The organism is Herbaspirillum sp. 1130, from assembly GCF_017833835.1.
GTDB lineage: Bacteria > Pseudomonadota > Gammaproteobacteria > Burkholderiales > Burkholderiaceae_D > Herbaspirillum > Herbaspirillum huttiense.
Map to the genome: position 1 here is coordinate 1403571 of NZ_JAFICQ010000001.1, position 23536 is coordinate 1427106.

Here is a 23536-nt window from a genome sequence, read left to right on the forward strand (position 1 = left end):
TTCTCTCCGGATCAATCTTGTCGTGATGACAGCCACAGGATCCTTCCCCTTGCGGCAGTGCTGGCGCTCAGACTGGAATAACGGCAAAACGTTTCCGATTTACAGCTTGCATTGCAAAAAATCCAGAAAACAGCTGATCCGGCGCGATAGCTGGGTGTTGTGGTAGTACACCGCCGAGATCTTTTGACGGAAGCCGCTATCGTATTGATCCAGCAGGCGCACCAGGCGGCCTGCCGCCAGGTCGGCCGCGGTCATGAAGTCGGACAGGCAGGCAATGCCCTGCCCCTGCAGCGCCAGGTGACGAATGGTCTCGCCGCTGGAGGCGCGAATCGCCGGACGCACCTGGTAGCGGTCTCCTGCGGTGTGGCGCAGCGGCCAGTGATTGAGGCTGTCGGGCTGGGAAAAGCCGATCAGCTGGTGCTGTTCCAGCGCTTCCACCGACTCCGGCGCGCCATGGCGGGCCAGGTACTCGGGACTGGCCACGATGTTCAGGCGCGCCGAGCTCAGCGGCCGCGCATGCAGGGTGGAATCCTGCAGCTCGCCGATGCGGATGGCGATGTCGGCACGCTGCTCCACCAGGTCGATGAAGCGGTCATTGGTGGTCAGCTCCAGTTCGATCTCCGGATAGGCGGCGCGGAAAGCGCCCACATGCGGCACCACACAGTGCAGCATGAAAGGTACGGCCGCATCCACGCGCAACTTCCCGACCGGCTTGCGCGTGCGCATGCGCACCGTGTCTTCGGCCTGCTCCATGGCGGCCAGGATGGCGCGCGCCTGCTCGAGGAAGGCCTCGCCCTCTTCGGTCAGCTCCATGCGGCGCGTGGTGCGGGTCAGCAGGCTCGCGCCCAGCTTCTCCTCCAGCCGCGACAGCGCGCGGCTCACCCCGGACGTGGTCTGCTCCAGCACTTCGGCTGCGGCTGAGAGCGTGCCCGCCTCCACCACCGCAACGAAGGTCCGCAATTCCTCGGACTGAATACTCATTGTTGACTCCGGATCAAATATTCTTTGATTGTAACGGCATTTTTCTCAACAAAGAGTGCGCGCACAATCCTTCACATCGCTGCGACTCCATTTCGGGTTCGGCAGCCGGAAACCCTCATTACTCCTCATTCTGGAAGGATTGCCATGCCAATTGCACTTTGGGCGCTGACCATTAGCGCATTCGCCATCGGGACTACCGAGTTCGTCATCATGGGTCTGCTGCCCGAGGTGGCGAACAATCTGGGCGTGAGCCTCTCTTCGGCCGGTCTGCTGGTAACCGGTTATGCGCTGGGCGTGTTCGTGGGCGCCCCGCTGGTCACGGCCACCACCGGACGCCTGCCGCGCAAGACCTTGCTGATCGCCTTGATGGTGGTCTTCGTCATCGGCAACCTGGCCTGCGCCATCGCGCCGGGCTATGCCACGCTGATGATCGGGCGCGTGGTGGCCTCCTTCGCCCATGGTGCCTTCTTCGGTGTCGGCTCGGTGGTGGCCACCAGCCTGGTCCCCAAGGAGAAGCAGGCCTCGGCCATCGCCCTGATGTTTACTGGCCTGACGGTGGCCAACGTGCTGGGCGTGCCCTTCGGCACCTGGCTGGGTCAGAGTTATGGCTGGCGCGCCACCTTCTGGGCCGTCACCGTCATCGGCGTGATCGCGCTGGCTGCGACCGCCGTGCTGGTGCCGCGCTCGCAAGGCGGTGAAGAAGCCGACTTCGGCAAGGAAGTGCGCGTGCTCATGCGTCCGCAGGTCATGCTGGGGCTGTTGATGACGGTGTTGGGCTTTGGCGGCGTGTTCGCGGCCTTCACCTACATCGCTCCGATCCTGACCGACATCAGCGGTTTCCCGGCGTCGGCGGTCTCGCCCATCCTGCTGCTGTTCGGCCTGGGACTGGTGATCGGCAACCTGGCCGGCGGCAAGCTGGCTGACCGCAAGCTCATGGCCACCCTGCTGGGCAGCTTGGTGCTGCTGGCGGTGGTACTGGTGCTGTTCGGGCTCACCAATGAAAACAAGATCGCCGCCATCATCGGCGTGGGCCTGATGGGCATGGCGGCCTTCGCCACCGTGCCGCCGCTGCAAATGCGCGTGCTGGAAAAGGCGACCGGTGCGCCCAACCTGGCCTCATCGGCCAATATCGCGGCCTTCAACCTGGGCAATGCTGCGGGTGCCTGGCTGGGTGGCGTGACCATCGATCATGGCCCGGGCCTGCATGCAGTGCCTTACGTGGCGGCGCTGCTGCCGCTGGCGGGGATTGCCGTGGCCCTGGTGAGCTGGAAGATGGATGCACGACCGGCCGCCCTGGCCCGCACCGAACGGACCACCCCCATCTGATTGACGGAGCCCGCCATGACCCAGACCCCAAGCACTTCCCCGCCGCAGCGCCAGACCGCCCTGGTAGTGGGAGCCCACGGCGTGATCGGCAGCCAGCTGATCGCGCACCTGCTGTCCCTGCCGCAGTGGGAGGTCATCGGCCTGTCGCGCCGTGGTGGCGAGCACCGCAAGCAGGACCGACTGCGCCACGTTTCCGTGGATCTGCTCGATGCCAGCGATGCCAAACGCCAGCTAGCCCCGCTGGAACACGTCACCCACGTGTTCTATGCGGCCTATCAGCATCGCCCCAGCTGGAGCGAACTGGTGGCCCCCAACCTGGCCATGCTGCAGAACACGGTGCAGACGGTGGAAGCCCACGCGCCCGGCTTGCGCCATATCAGCCTGATGCAGGGCTACAAGGTCTATGGCGGCCATCTTGGCCCCTTCAAGACGCCGGCGCGCGAAAGCGATGCGCAGTTCATGCCGCCGGAGTTCATGTTCGACCAGCAGCGCTGGCTGGAACAGCGGCGCGTCGAGTCAGGCCGCTGCTGGAGCTGGTCGGCACCGCGTCCGGCGGTCGTGGGCGGCGCTGCCCTGGGCAATCCGATGAACCTGGCGCTGGCCATTGCGCTGTATGCCTGCATGAGCAAGGCGCTGGGGCTGCCGCTGCGCTTTCCCGGCAAGCCAGGGGCCTACGACAAGCTGGTCGAAATGACTGATGCCCGCCTGCTGGCCAAGGGCACCGTATGGGCCGCCACCACCGAAGCGGCTGCCAACCAGGCCTTCAACATAGGCAATGGCGACCTGTTCCGCTGGAGCGAGATGTGGCCGAAGATCGCCCGTTATTTCGGCATGGAAGTGGGCACGCCGCTGCCGCTGAAACTGGCCGAGGTAATGGCGGACAAGGCGCCGTTGTGGGAAAGGATCGTCACAGCACATGGCTTGAAGCAGCATCCTTATGCTTCACTGTCGGCATGGGAATTTGCCGACTTCGTGTTCTCGTGGGACTACGACATGTTCGGCGATGGCAGCAAGGCCCGGCGCCTGGGCTTTCACGAGTATGTGGAGACGGAGCAGATGTTCTATCAACTCTTCGACACCTTCAAGGAACGCAAGATCATTCCGTGGTCCTGAAGCGTTGCACCGGTCATCAACAGACGAAAAAAAGAGCTTGCCGCGGCAAGCTCTTTTCACGTCTGACATCAGCTTCAATCAAACCAAAGCGAACGATCAGGCACCCTTCTTGATCCAGGCCGCCAGCTGATGCGGGCCCAGGCCGTCATATTCTTCGAACGGCTGGTGAATCCAGGGGTTGGTCGGCAGGTAGTCGATGTGGAAATCGGGCTCCACGACCGAGCAGGCCTTCCACCAAAGAACGGCACTCTTGATCTCGGTGACGGACGGGTAATGTTCCTTCAGGTGGACCATCACCTTCTGCAGGGTGACGCCGGAATCGACCAGGTCGTCCACCAGCAGGATGCGGCCACCCAGGGTTCCCTTGGTGATGGTGATGTACTTGGCGATGTCCAGGGAGCTGCGGATGGTGCCGGCAGCTTCCCGGTAGGAGCTGGTCGAGAGAATGGCCAGCGGGACATCGAAAATGCGCGACATCACGTCACCCGGGCGCAGGCCGCCGCGCGCCAGGCACAGCACCTGGTCGAACTGGTAGCCGGATTCGTAGACCTTCAATGCCAGTCGTTCGATCAGGCGGTTGTAGTCGTCCCAGGAGACCCAGAGGTCTTTGTCGTCAGAGATCTTCATATTGTTGATTGCTTCGTAGTGCCTTGTGCCCTTGCGGGCGATTGCGTGGTGAATTACTTGAACGGATGGCGCAGGACGATGGTCTCTTCGCGGTCCGGGCCGGTGGAGATCATGTCGATGGGCACGCCCACCAGTTCCTCGATGCGCTTGATGTAAGCGCGGGCGTTGGCCGGCAGAGCGTCCAGCGTCTTGGCGCCGACGGTGGTCTCGGACCAGCCAGGCATTTCTTCGTAGATCGGCTCGCAGGCAGCGGCTTCTTCAGCGCCGACCGGGAAGATGTCCACGGTCTTGCCGTTGAGCTTGTAGCCGGTGCACAGCTTCAACGACTCCAGGCCATCGAGCACGTCCAGCTTGGTCAGGCACATGCCGGAGACGCCATTGATCTGCACCGAGCGCTTCAGCAAGGCGGCATCGAACCAGCCGCAACGGCGCGCACGGCCGGTGACGGTACCGAATTCATGGCCGACCGACGCCAGGTGCTTGCCGGTGCCGGCGTCCGTCGGCAGTTCAGCCGGGAACGGGCCCGAACCGACGCGGGTGGTGTAGGCCTTGGTGATGCCCATGATGTAGTGCAACATGCCCGGACCCACGCCCGCACCGGCGGCGGCGTTGCCGGCCACGCAGTTGCTGGAGGTGACGAACGGATAGGTGCCATGGTCCACATCCAGCAGGCTGCCTTGGGCGCCTTCGAACAGGATCTTGCCGCCGGCCTTGTGGATGGCGTACAGGTCGCTGGAGACATCGGTCACCATGGGCTTGATGCGCGGCACGTTGGCCAGGGCATCGTCCAGGGTCTTCTGGTAGTCCACCGGCTGGGTCTTCAGGTAGTGGGTCAGGACGAAGTTGTGGTAGTCCAGGTTGGCCAGCAGCTTTTCGGCAAAGCGCTTTTCGTTGAGCAGGTCAGCCACGCGGATGGCGCGACGGGCCACCTTGTCTTCGTAGGCCGGGCCGATGCCCTTGCCGGTGGTGCCGATCTTGTCCACGCCACGGGCCGCTTCACGCGCCACATCCAGCGCCACGTGATACGGCAGGATCAGCGGACAGGCGTCCGAGACCTTCAGGCGCGAGCAGACTTCCACGCCGGCGGCTTCGAGCTTGTCGATTTCGCGCAGCAGGTCGGGCACCGACAGCACCACGCCGTTACCGATGTAGCAAGCCACGCCTTCGCGCATGATGCCCGAGGGAATCAGTTGCAGCGCAGTCTTCTTGCCGCCGATGACCAGCGTGTGGCCGGCATTGTGGCCGCCCTGGAAACGCACCACGCCCTGGGCGTGATCGGTCAGCCAATCGACGATCTTGCCCTTACCTTCGTCGCCCCATTGCGTACCGATGACGACGACATTCTTTGCATTGCTGTTCTGTAACATGACTCAACCCAAGTTTTTGATAATCCAGTTTCCATTGCTGAAATCGAGTGCGCGATCGCAATCGAATTCGTCCTGATCGTTTTCGTGGCCGGGAAGGCTTTGGATCACGATCTCTCCCGCTTGCCGCAATTGCGCTATTTTCTCACGCAGACCGGCGTCCCTGCCCCAAGGGGCGAGGATGGCGCGTTTTCGTTCTGCGCCCGGCATCAGTCGTGCCAGTTCACGCAGGTCCAAGGAGAAGCCGGTGGCCGGCCGCGCACGGCCGAAGGCTTCACCCACATGGTCGTAGCGGCCGCCGCGCACCACCGCATTGGGCAGGCCCGGCACATAGGCGGAGAACATCACGCCGCTGTGGTAATGATAGCCGCGCAGGTCGGCCAGATCGATGGTGACAGCCGCGCCTTCATGGCCAGCCGCCAGTTCCACCAGGGCCTGCAGCTCGTCGAGCGCCTGGCCGATGCCCGGCAGCGCCGGCAAGGTGATACGAGCGCGCGCGATGACCGAAATGTCGCCATACAGGTTGGGCAGCGCCAGCAAGGCGGTACGGGTACCTTCCTGGTAGGAGGTGGTGATTTCCTTCAAGCCCGGCACATCCTTGGCCTGCAGCAGGCCGAAGAGCTGGGCTTCGTCGCGCTTGGCCGCGGCATCGTTGGCAATGATGGCGCGCAGCACACCAACGTGGCACAGGTCCAGGCGGATGGTGCGCATGCCGGCCAGGGCCAGCGAATTGAGGGCCAGTTCCTGGATCTCGGCGTCGGCTTCGATACCTGCATGGCCATAGATCTCGGCACCGATCTGGATCGGTTCGCGGGTAGCGTGCAAGCCCGTCGGGCGCGTATGCAGGACGCTGCCGGCATAGCACAGGCGGGTGACCGAGGCGCGATTGAGCAGGTGGGCGTCGATGCGCGCCACTTGCGTGGTCATGTCGGCGCGTACGCCCAAGGTGCGGCCGGAGAGCTGGTCGACCAGCTTGAAGGTGCGCAGGTCGGTATCCTGGCCGGCACCGGTGAGCAGCGATTCGAGGTACTCCAGCAGCGGCGGCATGACCATTTCATAGCCATAGAGGCGGAAATTGTCGAGCAGGCGCCGGCGCAGTTCCTCGATCTTGCGCGCTTCGGAGGGCAAGACATCGGCGATGTTTTCGGGAAGAAGCCAGTTAGGCATAAACAAAAGTCAAAGCAGAAAAAAACGGTTTGCGTACTTGCATGGTTCGGACAGCCAGATCAGAAGCAGCCGCCCAGACGAACAATCGGGGCGGTCCGGGAATGCCTGCCGCCCCTCTTCTTGCACGTCGGGAAAATTGCACCCCGGCACATTGTATCCGACCAAAAAAGGAAAGATGCCCTTTACCAGCGGCATCCATCCGGTTTGCCCTGCCCGCCGGAAATACGCGGCGGCGCAGAACTGTTCACATTATCGCCTGATAAGCGGATTTTTACTTCTTCGCAGCGCTGGAATTGCCGCCGCCGACTCCCTTGAAGTACTTGAAGAACTCCGAGCTCGGATCGACCACCATCACATCGTGACGGTTCTTGAAGCTGGCACGGTAGGCTTCAAGGCTGCGATAGAACTTGTAAAAGTCCGGGTTCTGGCCGAAGGCCTGGGCGTAGATCTGGGACGCCTTGGCGTCGCCGGCACCACGGATCTTTTCGGATTCACGATAGGCTTCGGCCAGGATCACCACGCGCTGGCGATCGGCGTCGGCACGAATCTTTTCGGATTCGGCAGCACCCGTGGAACGCAGCTCATTGGCGACTCGCACACGTTCGGACTTCATGCGTTCGAACACCGAGTTGTTGATCTGGTCCACGTAGTCCACACGGCGCAGGCGCACGTCGATGACTTCCACGCCGATCTGCTTGGCTTCGTTGGCCACCCGAGCCTGGATGGCATCCATGACGTTGTTGCGCTGGCTGGAAATCACTTCGCGCACGGTGCGCTTGGTGATTTCATCGTTCAGCGCCGCTTTGACGATCTGCGACAGGCGATCTTGCGTGCGGCGCTCGTCGGCACCGAAGCTGACGAAGTACAGGCGAGGATCGACGATGCGCCACTTGACGTAGGCATCGACCAGCACGTTCATCTTTTCGGCGGTAATGAAACGGTCGGCGTCAGGGGTATCCAGGGTCTGGATGCGCTTGTCCAGGTACATCACGTTCTGGAACGGCGGCGGCAGCTTGAAGTGCAGGCCGGGTTCGCTGATGACCTGCTTGACTTCACCCAGGGCAAAGACGATGGCCGAGGAACGCTGGTCGACCACGAAGATGGTGGAAGAAGCCAGCCAGATCGCCACGACGGCGACGATGACGGAAGTGACGAGGCGGCCCATCAGCGCACCTCCCTATCACGCGCATCACGGGGATCGCGGTTTCTCGAATCTCGCATCAGCTCGGAAGAATACACAGTGTCGTTTCCTGCAGTCGAAGTGGTGGACGCCGCGCCCGCCGAGGGCTGTACGGTCGACGATGCCGGGGCCTTGCCGCTGGCCGGGGCCGCGTCGCCGGCACTTTGCTGGATCAGCTTGTCCAGCGGCAGGTACAGCAGGTTGCTACCATTCTTGGCATCGACCATGACCTTGGTGGTATTGGCGAAGATCTGCTGCATGGTTTCCAGGTACATGCGGTCGCGGGTGACGGCCGGGGCCTTGGCATAGGCTTCCTGCACCTGGGTGAAGCGCGAGGCATCACCTTCGGCGTTGGCGGTCACGCGGGAGCGGTAGGCTTCGGCTTCTTCCAGCAGGCGCGAGGCGGCACCGGAGGCGCGCGGGATCACGTCGTTGGCATAGGCCTGGCCTTCGTTCTTGAGGCGTTCGCGGTCCTGGCCGGCCTTGACGGCGTCGTCGAAGGCGGCTTGCACCTGTTCAGGCGGTTGCACGCCCTGCATGGTGACGTTGGTGATCTGCACGCCGGACTTGTAGCGATCCAGGATCTGCTGCATGCGCTGGCTCACGTCGAGCGCCACCTTTTCACGGCCTTCGTAGAGGACGAAGTCCATCTTGCTGCGGCCGACGATTTCACGGATGGCCGTTTCGGCAACCTGACGCACGGAATCATCCGGGTCACGGTTGTTGAACAGCCATTCGGCGGCATTCTTGAGCTTGTACTGAACGGCAAACTGGATGTCGATGATGTTTTCATCATCGGTCAGCATCAGGGATTCCTTGAGCTGCTTGTTGCGCACGTTGCCACGGTAGCCGATTTCGGCGGTACGGACCTGCGACATGTTGACGATCTCGTGGCCCTGGATGGGATAAGGCCAGCGCCAGTTGAAGCCCGGCAGCGTAGTGTGGCTGTAGCGGCCGAAGGTGGTGACCACGGCAGTCTGGCCTTCCTGCACGATGAAGAAGCCGCTGGCCAGCCAGAGGAAGGCCACGATCACGGCGATCACGCCCACGCCGATGCCGGCGCCCTTGACGTCGCCACGATTGAAGCCGCCGCCACCGTTGCCGCCGTCGGAACCGCCACCGCCCTTGCGGCCCAGGAGGCCGGCGATGCGCTGGTTGAAGTCGCGCCAGAGCTGGTCGAGGTCAGGCGGGCCGTCGTTGTTGCCGGACGGTTTTTCGGGCCGTTTGTCGCCGTTACTTCCGTTATTCTGATTCTCGCGGTTGTCGTTTTGCGAACCACGTCCCCATTGGGGGTCGTTCAACGAAAACTTGACACCGATTTTCCTGAATAAAGACACAAGCATGCGTTTGCGTTCCGGCTGAAGTGATGGATTAAGAGAATCTAGGAGGAATGCGCGCCAGGAACGTGCAACGAACCGTCCCCTCGAACGGCTCAAGCGTGCATGTCTTCGGAATCGACTGGCTGGGAACGGCTGCGACCCCTGGCCTCCAAGGCGGCCTTGAGCGAAGCGGCGATCGCTTCGCGCAGCAGATCCAGGCCAGCACCAGACTTGGCACTGACGAAAACCCGCTGGATTTTACCATACTCGTCATACTCGACCGTCGGTTCCAGACCGGCGGCGTCGATCTTGTTCCAGACCAGGATCTGCGGCACGTGGTCGGCACCGATTTCCTTCAAGACCAGGTTGACCTGCTCGATCTGTTCCATGCGCACCGGGCTGGCAGCATCCACCACATGCAGCAGCAAGTCGGCGTGGATGGTCTCTTCCAGGGTGGCCCGGAATGCCTCGACCAGCTGGTGAGGCAGTTCGCGGATGAAACCCACGGTGTCCGAGATCACCACATGCCCGACCTCGCCCAGGTAGACGCGACGGGAAGTCGTGTCCAGTGTGGCGAAAAGCTGGTTGGCGGCATACACGCCGGCCTTGGCCAGCGAGTTGAAGATGGTCGACTTGCCGGCGTTGGTATAACCCACCAGCGAGACCGAGAAGGTTTCACTGCGTCCGCGCGCTCGGCGCTGCGTGGCGTGTTGCCGGCGCAGCTTGGCCAGCACCGCACGCAGCGCCTTGACGCGCTCGCCCAGCAGGCGGCGGTCGGTTTCCAGCTGGGTTTCACCGGGACCGCGCAGGCCGATACCGCCCTTCTGCCGCTCCAGGTGGGTCCAACCGCGAATGAGGCGGGTCGCCAGGTGCTGCAGCTGGGCCAGTTCGACCTGCACCTTGCCCTCGTGACTCTTGGCCCGTTGGGCGAAGATGTCGAGGATCAGGCTGGTACGGTCGAGCACACGCACCTTCAGCACCCGCTCCAGGTTACGTTGCTGGGCCGGTGAAAGAGCGTGATTGAAAATGACCAGTTCGAGCTGGAGGTCGGCGACGGCGTCAGCGACTTCTTGTGCCTTGCCGGTACCAACGAAGAGAGCGGCATCCGGACTGGCACGGCGGCCGGTGATGGTAATCACCGGTTCCGCACCAGCCGATTTTGCCAAGAGGAAGAGCTCATCCAGACTAGCGGCGAAATCGTTCTTGCCGAAGTCCAGGCCGACTAACGCGGCACGCATGTCAAAATGCCCACGGCGTCAAGCCGGCCAGGTAGACCATTATTCGTCGGACGAGGATTCGAGACTGAGGTTGACCGCACGTGCAGGCACGACGGTAGAGATGGCGTGTTTGTAAACCATTTGCGTAACGGTGTTGCGCAGCAGGACCACGTATTGATCGAAAGACTCCACATGGCCTTGCAGCTTGATGCCGTTGACCAGATAGATAGAGACGGGAACGTGCTCTTTTCTCAATGCGTTCAGGAATGGGTCTTGTAACAATTGCCCTTTGTTGCTCATGGCAGCTCCACGGTGTTGTTGTGATTAGGACTTGGAGGCACTTCAAGGAAAATCAAGTGCTTGACCAACTTTATGCTATTCAATTTAAACGATTTTCGCTCCAACGCCAAAAACATTGATCGAATAGCAGGATTTACGATTATTTTTCCTGCCGGATGAAAGGATTCTTGCCCGACTTGAACTCGATACGCAGTGGAGTGCCCACCAGGGAGAAAGTTTCCCTGAAGTGCTTTTCCAGATAACGTTTGTAGTTGTCGTCGATGGCTTCCAGTGCATTGCCGTGGATCACCACCACCGGCGGATTCTGGCCACCTTGGTGAGCATAACGCAGCTTGGGGCGGATCGAACCCTTGCGGCGCGGCTGCTGGTGCTCCAGCGCCTCTTCCAGTGCGCGCGTGAGGCGCGGGGTGCTCAGCTTGGCCATGGCGGCAGCATAGGCCGAGTCGATGGACTTCATCAGCGGACCGATGCCGGTCGACTTCAGGGCAGAGATGAAGTGGAACTTGGCGAAGGAAAGGAAATTCAGTTTGCGCTCCAGATCCATCTTGATCTGGTTGCGCTGGTCGCTTTCCATGCCATCCCATTTGTTCACACCGACCACCAGTGCCCTGCCCGACTCCAGCACGAACCCGGCGATGTGGGCATCCTGCTCGGAAATATCCTGCTGCGCGTCCAGCAGCAGCAGCACGACGTTGGCGTCCGAAATCGATTTCAGGGTCTTGACCACGGAAAACTTCTCGATGGCCTCGAAGACCTTGCCACGGCGGCGGATACCGGCGGTGTCGATCAGGGTGTAATGACGCCCTTCGCGTTCGAAGGGAATCTCGATGGAATCACGGGTCGTGCCCGGCATGTCGAAGGCGATCACGCGCTCTTCGCCCAGCAGGGTATTGACCAAAGTCGACTTGCCCACGTTGGGACGGCCGACGATGGCGATCTTGGTACCGCGCACGGCCGGTTCCTCGGCTTCGGGCTCCTGGGCGCGCTGGGCGTCGACCTGATCCAGGGCTTCTTCCACCAGGTCGGCCACGCCATCACCGTGGGCAGCGGAAATCACGTAAGGATCGCCCATACCCAGCTCATAGAAGTCGGCGGTGACCGAGGTGTACTTCATGCCTTCGGACTTGTTGACCACCAGCAGCACGGAACGGCCGCACTTGCGCAGGAAGTCGGTGATGGTCTTGTCGTGCGGCGTCAATCCCTGGCGGCCGTCGACGATGAACACCACGATGTCGGCCTCGACCACCGCCTGCTTGGTCTGCTTGGCCATCTCATACATGATCCCGTCCTTGGCGACGGGTTCGAAGCCACCGGTATCGATCACCAGGAACGGACGTTCGCCGACCCGGCCTTCGCCGTAGTGACGATCGCGCGTCAGGCCGGGCAGGTCCGCCACCAGCGCATCGCGGCTGCGGGTGAGCCTGTTGAACAACGTCGATTTGCCGACGTTGGGACGGCCTACAAGTGCAATTACCGGTTTCATTTCTTTTCTTGGGGGTCGTTCGTCACTTATTCAGCGACGACGGAGACCACGGTTCCTGATTTGGTTTGGAAAACGACAGACGAGCCGGTCGAAACCGGAGGCGCCTGGACAGCACTGCCGTCGGTAGCCAGACGGGCCACGAAGGCACCATCTTCCCGCGACAGGAAGTGAATATAACCCTGGAAGTCAGCCACCGCCACCGCCTTGCCCACTGCGATCGGGCTGGACAGCTGGCGATTCTTCAGGCGGTCGTTGCGCCAGATGACGGCACCGGTATCGCGTGCGAACTCGGTGACGGCACCATTGACATCGGCCGCATAGACGTAGGCGTCATCCAGATTGACGCCGACATCGCTGGAAAACTCCTTGATCCAGCGCACATTGCCGTTGAGCAAATCGAAGCAACCGATACGCCCCTGGTACGACACCGCACAGATATCACGCGAACCCAGCGCCGGCACGCCCGACACGTCGGAGATGCGTTCCAGTTCGGTGGTACCGCGCGGATCGCCCACCGGCACTTCCCAGCGCGGACCGCCGTTGTTCAGTGCCAGGGCCGACAGACGGCCACCCGGCAGGGCCACGAAGGCGGTCTGCGAACCGATCACGATGCCCGGCGCGTTGCGCAGGGTCAGCGACGGCACGTTGCGCTGGACCATCCAGCGCTGGCTGCCATTGTCGGCATCATACGCGGTCACGCGGTTGTCGATGCTGCGAATGACTACCAGGCCCTCGCCCACGGCCGGAGCCGACAGAACTTCGCTGGGTGCCTGAGCGCTCCAGGTCGGCTTGCCGGAGGCGGCATCGAAGGCCTGGATACGGCCCTTCTCGGCCACCACCACCACGGTGCTGCCATCGCTGCCGACACCAGCCGTCAGGTTGCCTTCGGCACGGCTGCGCCATAGGGTCTGGCCATTCTGGGCGTTGATGCGCACCACGGTGCCATCATTGGCGGCGGCAAACACGCTGCCCGCAGCGAAAGCCGGGCTGAACTGGTAGCTGCCGGCCTTGCCGACCGACACCGTCCAGGCAGCCTGGGCACGCATCTTCTGGGTGAATTCGACCAGCGGGGCCGGCGGATTCGGATCTTTCTTGCTGGAGAACAGCGAGCAGCCGGACAAGGCCACCACGGCGGCCATGGCGGCCACATTCAGCGCCAGCTTGCAGGCGCTACGGGATCGAGCAAAGGATGTTGCCTTGGCAGCAGTGGCTGTCACACTACGCATATTCTGTTTCCTCTAAGCGATGGATGGATTCGCGGTGGGATTGCGATTCAATTCGGGGTTGCATCTGCAACCCGCCAGACCACCGGTGCGCCACAGCGAACCGGGACCCGGAGCATTCTTCAGTGGCGCGAGCGCCGGCCTCAGGCCTTGGGCGCTTCGCCGCCGATGGCGTCGAGCTTGATCTGGATCAGCTGGCGGCCCGGATCCTTGGCGTCGCTCTTTTCCAGCGCCAGCTTGTAGGCGGTGCGGGCTTCGTCGCGCTTGCCCTGGGCAGCCAGCACATCGCCCTTGCGGTCGGCAATGGCACCGGCGAACTGGGCGGGATAGTCACCCGACAAGACCTTCAGCGCCTCGTCATACGCCTTGGCATCGAGCAGCACGCCCGCAAGGCGCACGGCAGCGATGGCCTTGTATTCCTTGCCACGGCCGTGGTCGATCACCCATTGCAGCTGCTTCTTGGCCGCTTCCAGGTCATTGGCATCGAAGGCCGACTTGGCTGCCACCAGGGCGCTCATCTCGGCATAGGCGGTGCCGCTGAACTTGTCCTGAATGTCGGCGGCGGCGCGTTGCACCTTGGCATTGTCCTTGGCCGCCAGCGACTTCTGCTGTTCTTCGTAGAGCACCGAGGCTTGCGCCGACTGGCGGCCCTGCCAGGTGTTCCAGCCGGTCCAGCCGGCGTAGGCGGCCAGCGCGATGATCAGGGCCCAGGTCACCAGGTTGCCGTATTTCGCCCACCAGGCCTTGATGGAATCAAGCTGTTCTTGTTCTTCGAGATCGTATGCCATGTAACTCTGCGTTTAGATAAGTTGACGGTCGAGGTGGACGGGTCTTCAGGGGTGATAGTGCACGTGGTCGTGATCATGGTCGTGATCGCCGACGATCTGTTCCACGATGTAGTCGACCACGCCGTCGAAGGCCATGTTGCTCTGGTTGGCACGCCCTTCCTCGGCATTGCCTTCGCGCATGTGCTTGACGGTGGCAGTCCCGGCCTTGAGCTCGTCTTCACCGATGATCACGGCAAAGGCAGCACCGCTGGCGTCGGCGCGCTTCATCTGCGCCTTGAACGAACCACCACCATTGGACGATGCGCAATGTAGCACAACATCGAGCCCGGCAGTCCGCAAACGTTCAGCCAGAACGAAAGATTGCAACTGTGCTTCTTCGCCTTGATGGACCAGATAGACGTCGCACTGGTTCGGCGCGTACTGCTCGCCATTGGCCTTCATCAGCTCCAGCAGGCGCTCCACGCCCATGGCGAAGCCGCAGGCCGGGGTCGGCTTGCCGCCGAACATTTCGATCAGCGGATCGTAGCGACCACCGCCGCAGACCGTGCCCTGCGAGCCCAGCTGGTCGGTGACCCACTCGAACACGGTACGGTTGTAGTAGTCCATGCCGCGCACCAGGCGCGGGTTGATGGTGAAGGGAATATTGTTGTGGCGCAGGATCTTCTGCACGCCCTCGAAGTGCGCGCGCGATTCTTCACCCAGGTAATCCAGCAGCTTGGGGGCGGCGTTCACCATCTCCTGCATGGCAGGATTCTTCGTATCCAGGATGCGCAGCGGGTTGGCGTGCAGGCGGCGCTGGGCGTCGGTGTCCAGCAGGTCCTTGTGCTGTTCGAAGTAGGCAATCAGGTCGGCACGGTGCTTGTTGCGCTCTTCGGCGTTGCCGATGGAGTTCAGTTCCAGGCGGATGTCGGACAGGCCCAGGTCATCCCACAGGCGCTGGCACATCATGATCAGTTCGGCATCAATGTCCGGGCCGCTGAAACCCACGGCTTCGGCGCCGACCTGATGGAACTGGCGATAACGGCCGCGCTGCGGACGCTCATGGCGGAACATGGGGCCGACATACCACAGGCGCTTGGGACCGTCATAGGTCAGGTTGTGTTCCAGGGCAGCACGCACTACGCCGGCGGTGTTTTCCGGGCGCAAAGTCAGGTTGTCGCCGTTCATGGAATCGGTGAAGGAATACATTTCCTTCTCGACGATGTCGGTCACCTCGCCCAGGCCGCGCGCGAACAGCGCGGTCGGCTCGACGATGGGGGTGCGGATCTGCTGGAAACCGTAGCTCTTGAGTACCGATTGCACGGTGTTCTCGAACAGCTCCCACAACGGGGCGTCCGCCGGCAGGATGTCATTCATGCCTTTGACGCCAACGATTTTTTCGACTTTCTTTTGTTCTGACATACCGAAACCCGGAGTTTTTACTTTTTACTTCATTTCTGGAAACTGGTATCTGACGCATCTTTCGTGCGACGCACCAGCGCAAGTGTACTGCATGGCCCGCAACGCCCTATGGTGGCAGGCTCCACGGTGGTCAGGAATGGCTGCCCTGACCGTAATGCGATTCGACATATTCCAGCACCACGTTCTGGAATTCCTCGGCGATGCGTTCGCCGCGCAGGGTCATCTTCTTTTCGCCATCGATGAACACCGGTGCCGCCGGCGACTCGCCGGTGCCCGGCAGGCTGATGCCGATGTTGGCGTGCTTGGATTCACCGGGACCATTGACGATGCAGCCCATGACGGCCACGTTCATGGCTTCCACGCCGGGATACTTGCCCTTCCAGACCGGCATCTGCTCGCGCAGGAAGGTCTGGATCTTGTCGGCCAGGTCCTGGAACACGGTCGAGGTGGTGCGGCCACAACCCGGGCAGGCGATCACCATCGGGGTGAACTTGCGCAAGCCCATGGTCTGCAGGATTTCCTGGCCGACCACCACTTCCTTGGTCCGGTCGCCGCCCGGCTCGGGGGTCAGCGAGATGCGGATGGTGTCGCCGATGCCTTCCTGCAGCAGCACCGACAGCGCCGCCGTGGAGGCCACGATGCCCTTGCTGCCCATGCCGGCCTCGGTCAGACCCAGGTGCAGGGGGTAGTCGCAGCGGCGCGCCAGCTCACGATAAACCGCGATCAGATCCTGCACGCCGGAAACTTTGCAGGACAGGATGATCTTGTCACCCGACATGCCCAGCTCCTCGGCGCGCTGGGCGTTTTCGATGGCCGAAGTGACCAAGGCTTCATACATCACCGCCTGGGCCGACCACGGCTCGGCACGACCAGCGTTTTCGTCCATGATGCGCGCCAGCAGCGCCTGGTCAAGGCTGCCCCAGTTCACGCCGATGCGCACCGGCTTGTCGTACTTGCAGGCCACTTCGATCATCTGTGCGAACTGGGTATCGCGCTTGGCGCCCTTGCCCACGTTGCCGGGATTGATACGGTATTTGGAGAGCGCCTGGGCGCACTCCGGATAGTCGGTCAGCAGGGTGTGGCCGTTGTAGTGGAAATCGCCCACCAGCGGCACATCCACGCCCATGCGGTCGAGCTGCTCGCGAATGGCCGGCACGGCTGCGGCGGCCTCGGGCGTATTGACGGTCAGGCGCACGATCTCGGAGCCGGCCCGGGCCAGTTCCTTGATCTGGATGGCCGTCCCGATGGCATCCGCAGTGTCGGTGTTGGTCATGGATTGCACCATGACCGGGGCACCACCACCCACGATGATCTCGCGCGCCCCATGGCTGATGACCACGCGGCGGCTGTTGCGGCGGGCCAGCGGCCCGGAGGCGATCGGGAAGGAAGACATGATGGCAGTCGACTCAGTTCAGGTTCAGGCGTGCAACATTGCTGCCGCCCGGGGTTTTCAGGTCCAGCGGCTGGCCGCGCAGGCTGGCGTCGACGCCTGCGGCGTTGCCGATGATCAGGGTCGTGGCGTCCGAGACATCAAAGGTCTCGGTGGTGCCGGCCTTGAGCAGGCGCGAAATCACGGTGCTCTTGTCGGCACGCCGGATTTCCACCCAGGAATCCTCGCGGAAGGTCAGGCGCAGCAAATCCTTGCTGTTGACGATGTTCAGGCCACTGGGGACAGTGGTCGAGGCCATCTGGGCGGGCGCAGCCGATGCGGCAGACGCAGCCGCCGGGGCCGGCGTGGATGCCGGCTGGCTGGCTGCCGGCGTGGCAGCCTGAACCGGTTCCGGCTTGGCCGCCACCGGGGCCTGAGCTAGCGGTGCGGGTGCCTCCGCAACGGGAGCAGCAGGCTTGGCGGGCTCCTCGGCGGGTGCGGACGTGATTGTTTCAACGCGGGCATTCACCGGTGTCTCGGTGGAAGAAGCGGTCTCGGCCGACTGCACATTCTGCGCATCCGGAGAAGTGCCCGACGCTGCTGCTGCCTCCTCGTGATGCGATTTGAGGAAGGCCAACTGCGGCACATTGGCACCGAGTTCAGTCCAGCGCATGGCTGCCGCGCCTGCCAACAGGGCGACCACCACCACACCGGCGACGATGGGCAAGGCCGAGCTGTTGCCGCGCGTGCTCATCATCATGGCCGGCAGCGGACCTTCCGAGAACGGCGTGGAGAGCTGGTGCTGCGGCACGATGTGGTCGCGCTGCTGCACGGCCGACTCCTGCGGCAAGGAAGCCGTCACGGCATTCACATCCAGCCCCAGCACCTTGGCATAGCTGCGCACGAAACCGCGCGCGACGGCCAGGCCAGGCAAGGCTGCGTAGTTATCCGCTTCGATCGCCAGAATCTGGCGCGGGGCCAGCTTCACCAGGCTGGCTGCCTGCTCGATGGTCCAGCCCTTCTTCTGACGCGCTGCCGCCAGCGCGGCGCCGGGCAAGACCTGGGCCGGGGACGATGGACCAGGATCTTGCGGTTGCTGCGACGACATTTCGTTCATTTGTTGATCACTCATCAAATGCTCCACATGGAAAAGCTTTTTTTAGCCGGCCCTGGCCGGATTCTTCTGGAGCGTCCCTGCGCGGCACCTGCCGCGTCCCTCCGGGGAAATTCGACAACTTCAGCCCATCCTGAACCATAACGGCAGAATGGACGATCATTTCAGCAAAAACACAAAAAGGACGTGCGATGCCTGCGCCCCAGCGCAACATCGACGCCCCCGTTACCCATTCTGTAAAAAGCGGCAGCTGATCCCTCGCCGTGGCGGCGAAGGCTGGTACCGCAGGACCAGCAAGGACATGGGACCACCCTGCCGTCACCCGGAGATCTCCACGATGCGGCCAAAGTCCTTGCCGAACTTGGCCTGGTATTCGGCCATTTTCTGCATCCGTTCCTGCACCCGCGTACGATCCTTCACTTCGCCGGCCAGCTGGCCGCAGGCGGCATCGATGTCGTCGCCACGGGTCTTGCGGATGGTGGTCACGATGCCAGCATCCATCAGGATCTGCGCAAACGCCTTGATGCGCGGATTGTGCGAGCGCTTCAAGCCCGACTCGGGGAAGGGATTGAAGGGAATCAGGTTGAACTTGCAGGGGATGGCGGTCTCGCCTTCCTTCACCAGCGCGACCAGTTCGCGCGCATGGGTGTCGGTGTCGTTGACGCCATCGAGCATGCAGTACTCGAAGGTGATGAAGTCGCGCGGCGCGAATTCCAGATAGCGCTTGCAGGCCAGCATCAGCTCGCGCAGCGGGTGCTTGCGGTTCAGCGGAATGAGGGAATCGCGCAGCACATCGTTGGACGCGTGCAGCGAGACAGCCAGCGCCACCGGGCACTCCTGCGACAGCTTGTCGATCATCGGCACCACGCCGCTGGTGGAGAGCGTGACGCGGCGGCGCGACAGGCCATAGGCATTGTCGTCCAGCATCAGGCGCAAGGCGGTCACGGTCGGCTCAAAGTTGAGCAGCGGCTCGCCCATGCCCATCATCACCACGTTGGTGATCTGGCGCTCGCCCTTGGGGCCGCCTTCGATACCCTTGGTCTTGCGCAATTCGAATTCCGCCATCCACAGCTGGCCGATGATTTCGGCCACGGTCAGATTGCGGTTGAAGCCCTGCTTGCCGGTGGAGCAGAAGCGGCAATTCACGGCACAGCCCGCCTGCGTCGAAACGCACAGCGTGCCGCGGTTTTCTTCAGGAATGAACACGGTTTCCACCGCATTGCCCTGGCCCACGTCGACCAGCCACTTGCGTGTGCCGTCGGTGGAGGTATGGTCGCTGATGATGGCCGGCGCACGGACTTCGGCGCGGGTCTTCAGCTTGTCGCGCAGCGATTTGGCCAGGTCGGTCATCTGATCGAAATCAGACACGCCGAACTGGTGTATCCATCGCTGCAACTGCTTTGCACGAAACGGCTTCTCACCCAACTCGCCGCAGTAGGCGACGAGTTGCGCGGGATCCATATCCAGCAGATTGGTGAGAGCTGTAGTCATGATGCTTGCGGTCGGGACCAAGGCAGAAAGACGCGGCAGGGATTGCAGCGCCGGTTTCCGCCCCAGCCCGGAAGACCGATGAAAAACAGGAACAGATTAACGCGAATAAACGTTCAGTGCCGGGAAGAAGTAGGCGATTTCGCCCTTGGCGGTTTCTTCAGCGTCCGAACCGTGCACGGCGTTGGCATCGATGGAGTCGGCGAAGTCGGCGCGGATGGTGCCCTTCTCAGCCTTCTTCGGATCGGTTGCGCCCATCAGGTCGCGGTTCTTCAGGATGGCGCCTTCGCCTTCCAGCACCTGGATCATCACCGGGCCGGAGATCATGAAGTCCACCAGATCCTTGAAGAAAGGACGCTCACGGTGCACAGCGTAGAAACCTTCGGCTTCAGCGCGCGACAGTTGGGCCATGCGAGCAGCGACGACCTTCAGGCCGGCGTTTTCGAAACGGCTGTAGATCTGGCCGATCACGTTCTTGGCGACGGCGTCGGGCTTGATAATCGACAGGGTGCGTTCAATTGCCATGAGAAAAACTCCAATAAAAATAAAGGCTTAAAGCCAATAATTGTTAATTCAATGAACCTTGTATTTTAGCATGAAACCATCAGATATCATGTCAATTCACCTGCTTTGACACCGCATACGGGCAGTAGCGCATTGAAACCAGCCAGGATGCGCGGAATAACGGGCTTACATAAAATGCCTGCATCTCGAACCAGAGCGAGGGAAGACTTGTCTTAGCAGTGAGCCATCGTGCTATTCTCTGGCTCGCATTCAACGCTTCGGAGGACATATGAATCAACTGGACACGACCTTCGGCCACTCGACCACGAGCCTGGCCACCCGCAACCGCGTTCTGCGCAACACCTACTGGCTGCTGGCGCTGTCGATGATCCCGACCGTGCTGGGCGCCTGGCTGGGCGTGCAGATGCATTTCAGCCTGTTTGCCGCCAGCCCGATGATCGGCTTCGTGCTGTTCCTGGCGATCGCCTTCGGCTTCTTCTACGCGATCGAGAAGACCAAGAATACCGGCTGGGGTGTAGCTTTCCTGCTGGGCTTCACCTTCTTCATGGGCCTGATGCTGTCGCGCCTGATCGAGTACACGCTGGGCTTCTCCAACGGCGCCGGACTGATCATGACGGCCTTTGGCGGCACCGCCATCATCTTCTGCGGCATGGCCACCATCGCCACCGTCTCGAAGCGTGACTTCTCGGGCATGGGCAAGTGGCTCTTCGCAGGCGTGCTGGTGATCCTGGTGGCTTCGCTGGCCAACATCTTCCTGCACCTGCCGGCGCTGCAACTGACCATCTCGGTGGTGGCCATCGCCATCTTCTCGGCTTACATCCTGTATGACGTGCAACAGGTGGTCAACGGCGGCGAAACCAACTACATTTCGGCCACGCTGGCGATCTACCTGGACGTCTACAACGTCTTTGCCAACCTGCTGTCCATCCTGGGCATCGTTGGCGGCAACCGAGACTGATCTCGCGAATATTGCTTCAAATGAAATAAAAATGCCGGCGCAAGCCGGCATTTTTTTCGTCTGCTGCCCTCGCCCTCACTCGGGCAGATCGAACACGGCGATGGATTCCACGTGGGCCGTATGCGGGAACATGTTCACTACGCCAGCATACTTGAGTGCATAACCACCCAGATGGACCAGCATGCCTGCATCGCGCGCCAACGTCGCCGGATTGCAGGATACGTAGACGATACGCTTGGGCTTCAGGTGCTGCTGTTCCGGCGGCAATTCCACGAGGGCCTTGCAGACTTCCATGGCACCTTCGCGCGGCGGGTCGATCAGCATGCGATCGAACTTGCCCAGCGCCACGAAATCCTCCGGCTTGGCTTCGAACAGGTTGCGACAATAGAAACTGGTCTTGGCATCGACGCCATTGACCTTGGCATTGTCCAGTGCGCGCTCGGTCAGGGCCGTGCTGCCTTCGATCCCGACCACTTCGCGTGCCAAGGTAGCGATGGGCAGCGTGAAGTTACCCAAGCCGCAAAACAGGTCAGCCACGCGATCCTGCGGCTGCACATCCAGCAGGCGCAGCGCACGGGCCACCAGAACGCGGTTGATCTGGTGATTCACCTGGGTAAAATCGGTCGGCTTGAACGGCATGCGGATACCGAATTCAGGCAAGGTGTACTGCAGGCGCGATTCGGCGGGATAGTATGGCGCTGCCGTATCCGGCCCCTTGGTCTGCAGCCACCATTCGATCTTGTGCTCGTCGGCAAAGGTCTTGAGCAGGGTTTCATCGGCCGGGCTCAGCGCCTCCATGATGCGCAACACCAGTACGGTAACCTTGTTGCCATCGTCGCCCTCACCTACGGCCAGCTCGATCTGCGGCATGCGATCACGAATCGACAGCGCTGCCACCAGTTCACGCAGCGGCACCAGCATGGCCGACACATTGGGCGGCAGGATTTCACAAGTCTTCATATCGGCGATGAAGGACGAGCGCTTTTCATGGAAGCCCACCAGCACCCCACCCTTCTTGGCCACGTGGCGCACCGAGATGCGGGCGCGATAGCGATAACCCCAGGTGGGACCATAGATGGGACGCAGCATGACCTCGGCCTTGGTCTTGCCCAGGTGCCAGAGGTTGTCTTCCAGCACGCGCTGCTTCATGGCGACCTGGGCCGACGGCTCCAGATGCTGCATGGCACAGCCGCCGCAGGTGCCGAAATATTCACACCTGGGCTTCACCCGCAGCGAGGACTCGCTATGCAGCGTGGTCATCACGCCCGCTTCCCACTTGGGTTTCTTGCGATAGGACTGGAAACTGACCCGCTCGCCCGGCAGCGCGCCTTCGACGAAGATGACCTTGCCTTGCGTGCCATCCTCGTTTTGGAGATGACCAACGCCGCGCCCGTCCATGTCGAGCGACTTGATTTCAATGATGATGTCTTGTTGCATGAGGGAAACCACAGGGTAGGACCGAAGCCCGCTGCCGAAAACAAAAGCGGTATTGTCCGCGATCCGGGACCGCGAGGGAAGCAGCAAGCGCATCCGGACCGCGCCGGCCCGCGAAAACCACTGCAATTTAGAGGAAGCGCCCTAGAACAACGCGTCGCGGCTCACGCCGCGCGAGGTCAGCAGCCGCTTGAGCTTGACCAAAGCCTCCTGCTGCACCTGGCGCACACGCTCACGAGTGATGCCCATTTCGCCCGCCAGTTGCTCCAGCGTCGAGGGATCGTCGTTGTCCAGGCCGAAGCGGCGGGCCACCACGACACGTTGCTTTTCGGACAAGCTCTTGAGCCATTCCCGGATCAGCAAGGCCATTTCCTGGCTTTCGGCACGGGTGTCAGGATGCTCTTCAACGGCACTGGGCAAGAGATCCATCAGGCTGGCCTGCGGGTCGTTATCCAGCGGGGTGTCCAGCGAGGCTGCATGTTCGGACAGGGCCAGCACATCCTGCACCTCTTCCACCGGGCGGTCGACCAGGTGCGCGATGTCTTCGGCGCTGGCGTCTCTTCCGTCACGTTGCTGCGCTTCGAGGTGATATTTCGCGCGGAGAATCTGGTTCAGCTCGCGCACCATATGCACGGGAAGCCGCACGGTACGGGCCTGATTCATGATGGCGCGCTCGATGCTCTGGCGGATCCACCAGGTGGCGTAGGTGGAGAAGCGGAAACCGCGCTCAGGCTCGAACTTGTCGATGGCGCGCATCAGGCCGAGGTTGCCCTCTTCGATCAGGTCCAGCAGGGCCACGCCCCGGTTGATGTAGTGCTTGGCGATTGACACCACTAGCCGCAGGTTGTGCTCGATCATCTTCTGGCGCGCCTCGAATTCGCCGGCCTTGGCCTGGGTGGCGAAATGCAGCTCTTCGGCCGCCGTCAACAGCGGCTTGGCACCGATCTTGTTGAGGTAATGCTGGGTGGTGTCGGTGGAGAGTTCGGCGGCGAGCACCTTCTTGAGCTCGTCCACGCCTTCGGCCGGGGCAGCCTCCTGGGGCTGCTCGGCAGCATCGCCGTCAATCACTTCCGGTTCATCGATCTCCTCGATGGGATCGTCCATATCCTCTTCACGAGGGTCTTGGTCTGGCAAGTGATCGCGGCGATTGCTTGTCATA

General features: G+C 62.0%; 21 protein-coding genes. 3 read left to right on the plus strand and 18 right to left on the minus strand.

Annotation, left to right across the window (positions count from 1 at the left end):
- Positions 1 to 99 precede the first annotated feature (99 nt).
- Positions 100 to 981: a LysR substrate-binding domain-containing protein gene (locus JOD78_RS06090; protein WP_121041875.1), complete on the minus strand. Its 882-nt coding sequence runs from the start codon at positions 979 to 981 to the stop codon at positions 100 to 102.
- Positions 982 to 1125: 144 nt separating this feature from the next.
- On the opposite strand from JOD78_RS06090, the gene JOD78_RS06095 reads away from it, so the two are divergent.
- The gene (locus tag JOD78_RS06095; RefSeq protein WP_209566871.1) at positions 1126 to 2307 is read left to right on the plus strand and encodes an MFS transporter; all 1182 of its coding nucleotides are present in this window, start codon (positions 1126 to 1128) and stop codon (positions 2305 to 2307) included.
- A 15-nt stretch (positions 2308 to 2322) separates the two neighbouring features.
- On the plus strand, positions 2323 to 3420 hold the full coding sequence (locus tag JOD78_RS06100) for an SDR family oxidoreductase (protein ID WP_209566873.1): 1098 nt from the start codon (positions 2323 to 2325) through the stop codon (positions 3418 to 3420).
- Positions 3421 to 3516: 96 nt separating this feature from the next.
- Here the strand turns inward: JOD78_RS06100 and JOD78_RS06105 are convergent, their stop codons facing one another.
- The 15 genes from JOD78_RS06105 to ndk form a co-directional block, all read right to left on the minus strand.
- On the minus strand, positions 3517 to 4047 hold the full coding sequence (locus JOD78_RS06105) for a phosphoribosyltransferase family protein (RefSeq protein ID WP_034332511.1): 531 nt from the start codon (positions 4045 to 4047) through the stop codon (positions 3517 to 3519).
- A gap of 53 nt (positions 4048 to 4100) precedes the next feature.
- Positions 4101 to 5414: an adenylosuccinate synthase gene (locus JOD78_RS06110; protein ID WP_088753376.1), complete on the minus strand. Its 1314-nt coding sequence runs from the start codon at positions 5412 to 5414 to the stop codon at positions 4101 to 4103.
- Between the two features lie 3 nt (positions 5415 to 5417).
- Positions 5418 to 6578, minus strand: coding sequence for an ATP phosphoribosyltransferase regulatory subunit (locus JOD78_RS06115; protein ID WP_209566876.1), 1161 nt, complete (start codon positions 6576 to 6578; stop codon positions 5418 to 5420).
- A 271-nt stretch (positions 6579 to 6849) separates the two neighbouring features.
- The gene (gene hflC / locus JOD78_RS06120; protein ID WP_121041883.1) at positions 6850 to 7743 is read right to left on the minus strand and encodes a protease modulator HflC; all 894 of its coding nucleotides are present in this window, start codon (positions 7741 to 7743) and stop codon (positions 6850 to 6852) included.
- Positions 7743 to 9101 carry an FtsH protease activity modulator HflK gene (gene hflK, locus JOD78_RS06125; RefSeq protein ID WP_121041885.1) on the minus strand — a complete coding sequence of 453 codons (1359 nt, stop codon included), beginning with the start codon at positions 9099 to 9101 and terminating at the stop codon, positions 7743 to 7745. The genes hflC and hflK overlap by 1 nt, the downstream gene beginning before the upstream one ends.
- A gap of 89 nt (positions 9102 to 9190) precedes the next feature.
- Positions 9191 to 10315 (minus strand): GTPase HflX, encoded by a 1125-nt coding sequence (hflX, locus tag JOD78_RS06130; protein ID WP_121041887.1) that lies wholly within the window; start codon positions 10313 to 10315, stop codon positions 9191 to 9193.
- Positions 10316 to 10354: 39 nt separating this feature from the next.
- Complete coding sequence (hfq, locus tag JOD78_RS06135) at positions 10355 to 10594, minus strand: RNA chaperone Hfq (RefSeq protein WP_006463311.1); 240 nt, start codon at positions 10592 to 10594, stop codon at positions 10355 to 10357.
- A 139-nt stretch (positions 10595 to 10733) separates the two neighbouring features.
- Positions 10734 to 12077: a ribosome biogenesis GTPase Der gene (gene der, locus JOD78_RS06140; RefSeq protein ID WP_121041889.1), complete on the minus strand. Its 1344-nt coding sequence runs from the start codon at positions 12075 to 12077 to the stop codon at positions 10734 to 10736.
- A gap of 26 nt (positions 12078 to 12103) precedes the next feature.
- Positions 12104 to 13303: an outer membrane protein assembly factor BamB gene (gene bamB / locus JOD78_RS06145; RefSeq protein ID WP_134135984.1), complete on the minus strand. Its 1200-nt coding sequence runs from the start codon at positions 13301 to 13303 to the stop codon at positions 12104 to 12106.
- A 140-nt stretch (positions 13304 to 13443) separates the two neighbouring features.
- On the minus strand, positions 13444 to 14088 hold the full coding sequence (locus JOD78_RS06150) for a tetratricopeptide repeat protein (protein ID WP_121041891.1): 645 nt from the start codon (positions 14086 to 14088) through the stop codon (positions 13444 to 13446).
- 45 nt (positions 14089 to 14133) lie between these two features.
- Complete coding sequence (hisS, locus tag JOD78_RS06155) at positions 14134 to 15489, minus strand: histidine--tRNA ligase (protein ID WP_039785359.1); 1356 nt, start codon at positions 15487 to 15489, stop codon at positions 14134 to 14136.
- Positions 15490 to 15619: 130 nt separating this feature from the next.
- On the minus strand, positions 15620 to 16882 hold the full coding sequence (gene ispG / locus JOD78_RS06160; RefSeq protein WP_134135986.1) for a flavodoxin-dependent (E)-4-hydroxy-3-methylbut-2-enyl-diphosphate synthase: 1263 nt from the start codon (positions 16880 to 16882) through the stop codon (positions 15620 to 15622).
- 13 nt (positions 16883 to 16895) lie between these two features.
- Entirely contained in the window at positions 16896 to 17990 is a 1095-nt protein-coding gene (locus JOD78_RS28205; RefSeq protein WP_134135988.1) for a helix-turn-helix domain-containing protein, read from the minus strand.
- 300 nt (positions 17991 to 18290) lie between these two features.
- On the minus strand, positions 18291 to 19463 hold the full coding sequence (gene rlmN / locus JOD78_RS06170; protein WP_121041897.1) for a 23S rRNA (adenine(2503)-C(2))-methyltransferase RlmN: 1173 nt from the start codon (positions 19461 to 19463) through the stop codon (positions 18291 to 18293).
- 96 nt (positions 19464 to 19559) lie between these two features.
- Entirely contained in the window at positions 19560 to 19985 is a 426-nt protein-coding gene (gene ndk / locus JOD78_RS06175; RefSeq protein ID WP_034333977.1) for a nucleoside-diphosphate kinase, read from the minus strand.
- A 268-nt stretch (positions 19986 to 20253) separates the two neighbouring features.
- Here ndk and JOD78_RS06180 point away from each other — a divergent pair, with 268 nt between their 5' ends.
- A complete protein-coding gene (locus JOD78_RS06180; RefSeq protein ID WP_039785351.1) occupies positions 20254 to 20943 on the plus strand; it encodes a Bax inhibitor-1/YccA family protein in 690 nt (229 codons plus the stop codon).
- A 75-nt stretch (positions 20944 to 21018) separates the two neighbouring features.
- Here JOD78_RS06180 and rlmD read toward each other — a convergent pair whose 3' ends face one another.
- Together rlmD and rpoS are read right to left on the minus strand one after the other, a co-directional pair.
- Positions 21019 to 22380 (minus strand): 23S rRNA (uracil(1939)-C(5))-methyltransferase RlmD, encoded by a 1362-nt coding sequence (rlmD, locus tag JOD78_RS06185; RefSeq protein WP_204726645.1) that lies wholly within the window; start codon positions 22378 to 22380, stop codon positions 21019 to 21021.
- A 141-nt stretch (positions 22381 to 22521) separates the two neighbouring features.
- Positions 22522 to 23535 carry an RNA polymerase sigma factor RpoS gene (gene rpoS, locus JOD78_RS06190; protein ID WP_039785345.1) on the minus strand — a complete coding sequence of 338 codons (1014 nt, stop codon included), beginning with the start codon at positions 23533 to 23535 and terminating at the stop codon, positions 22522 to 22524.
- Position 23536: the final 1 nt, after the last annotated feature.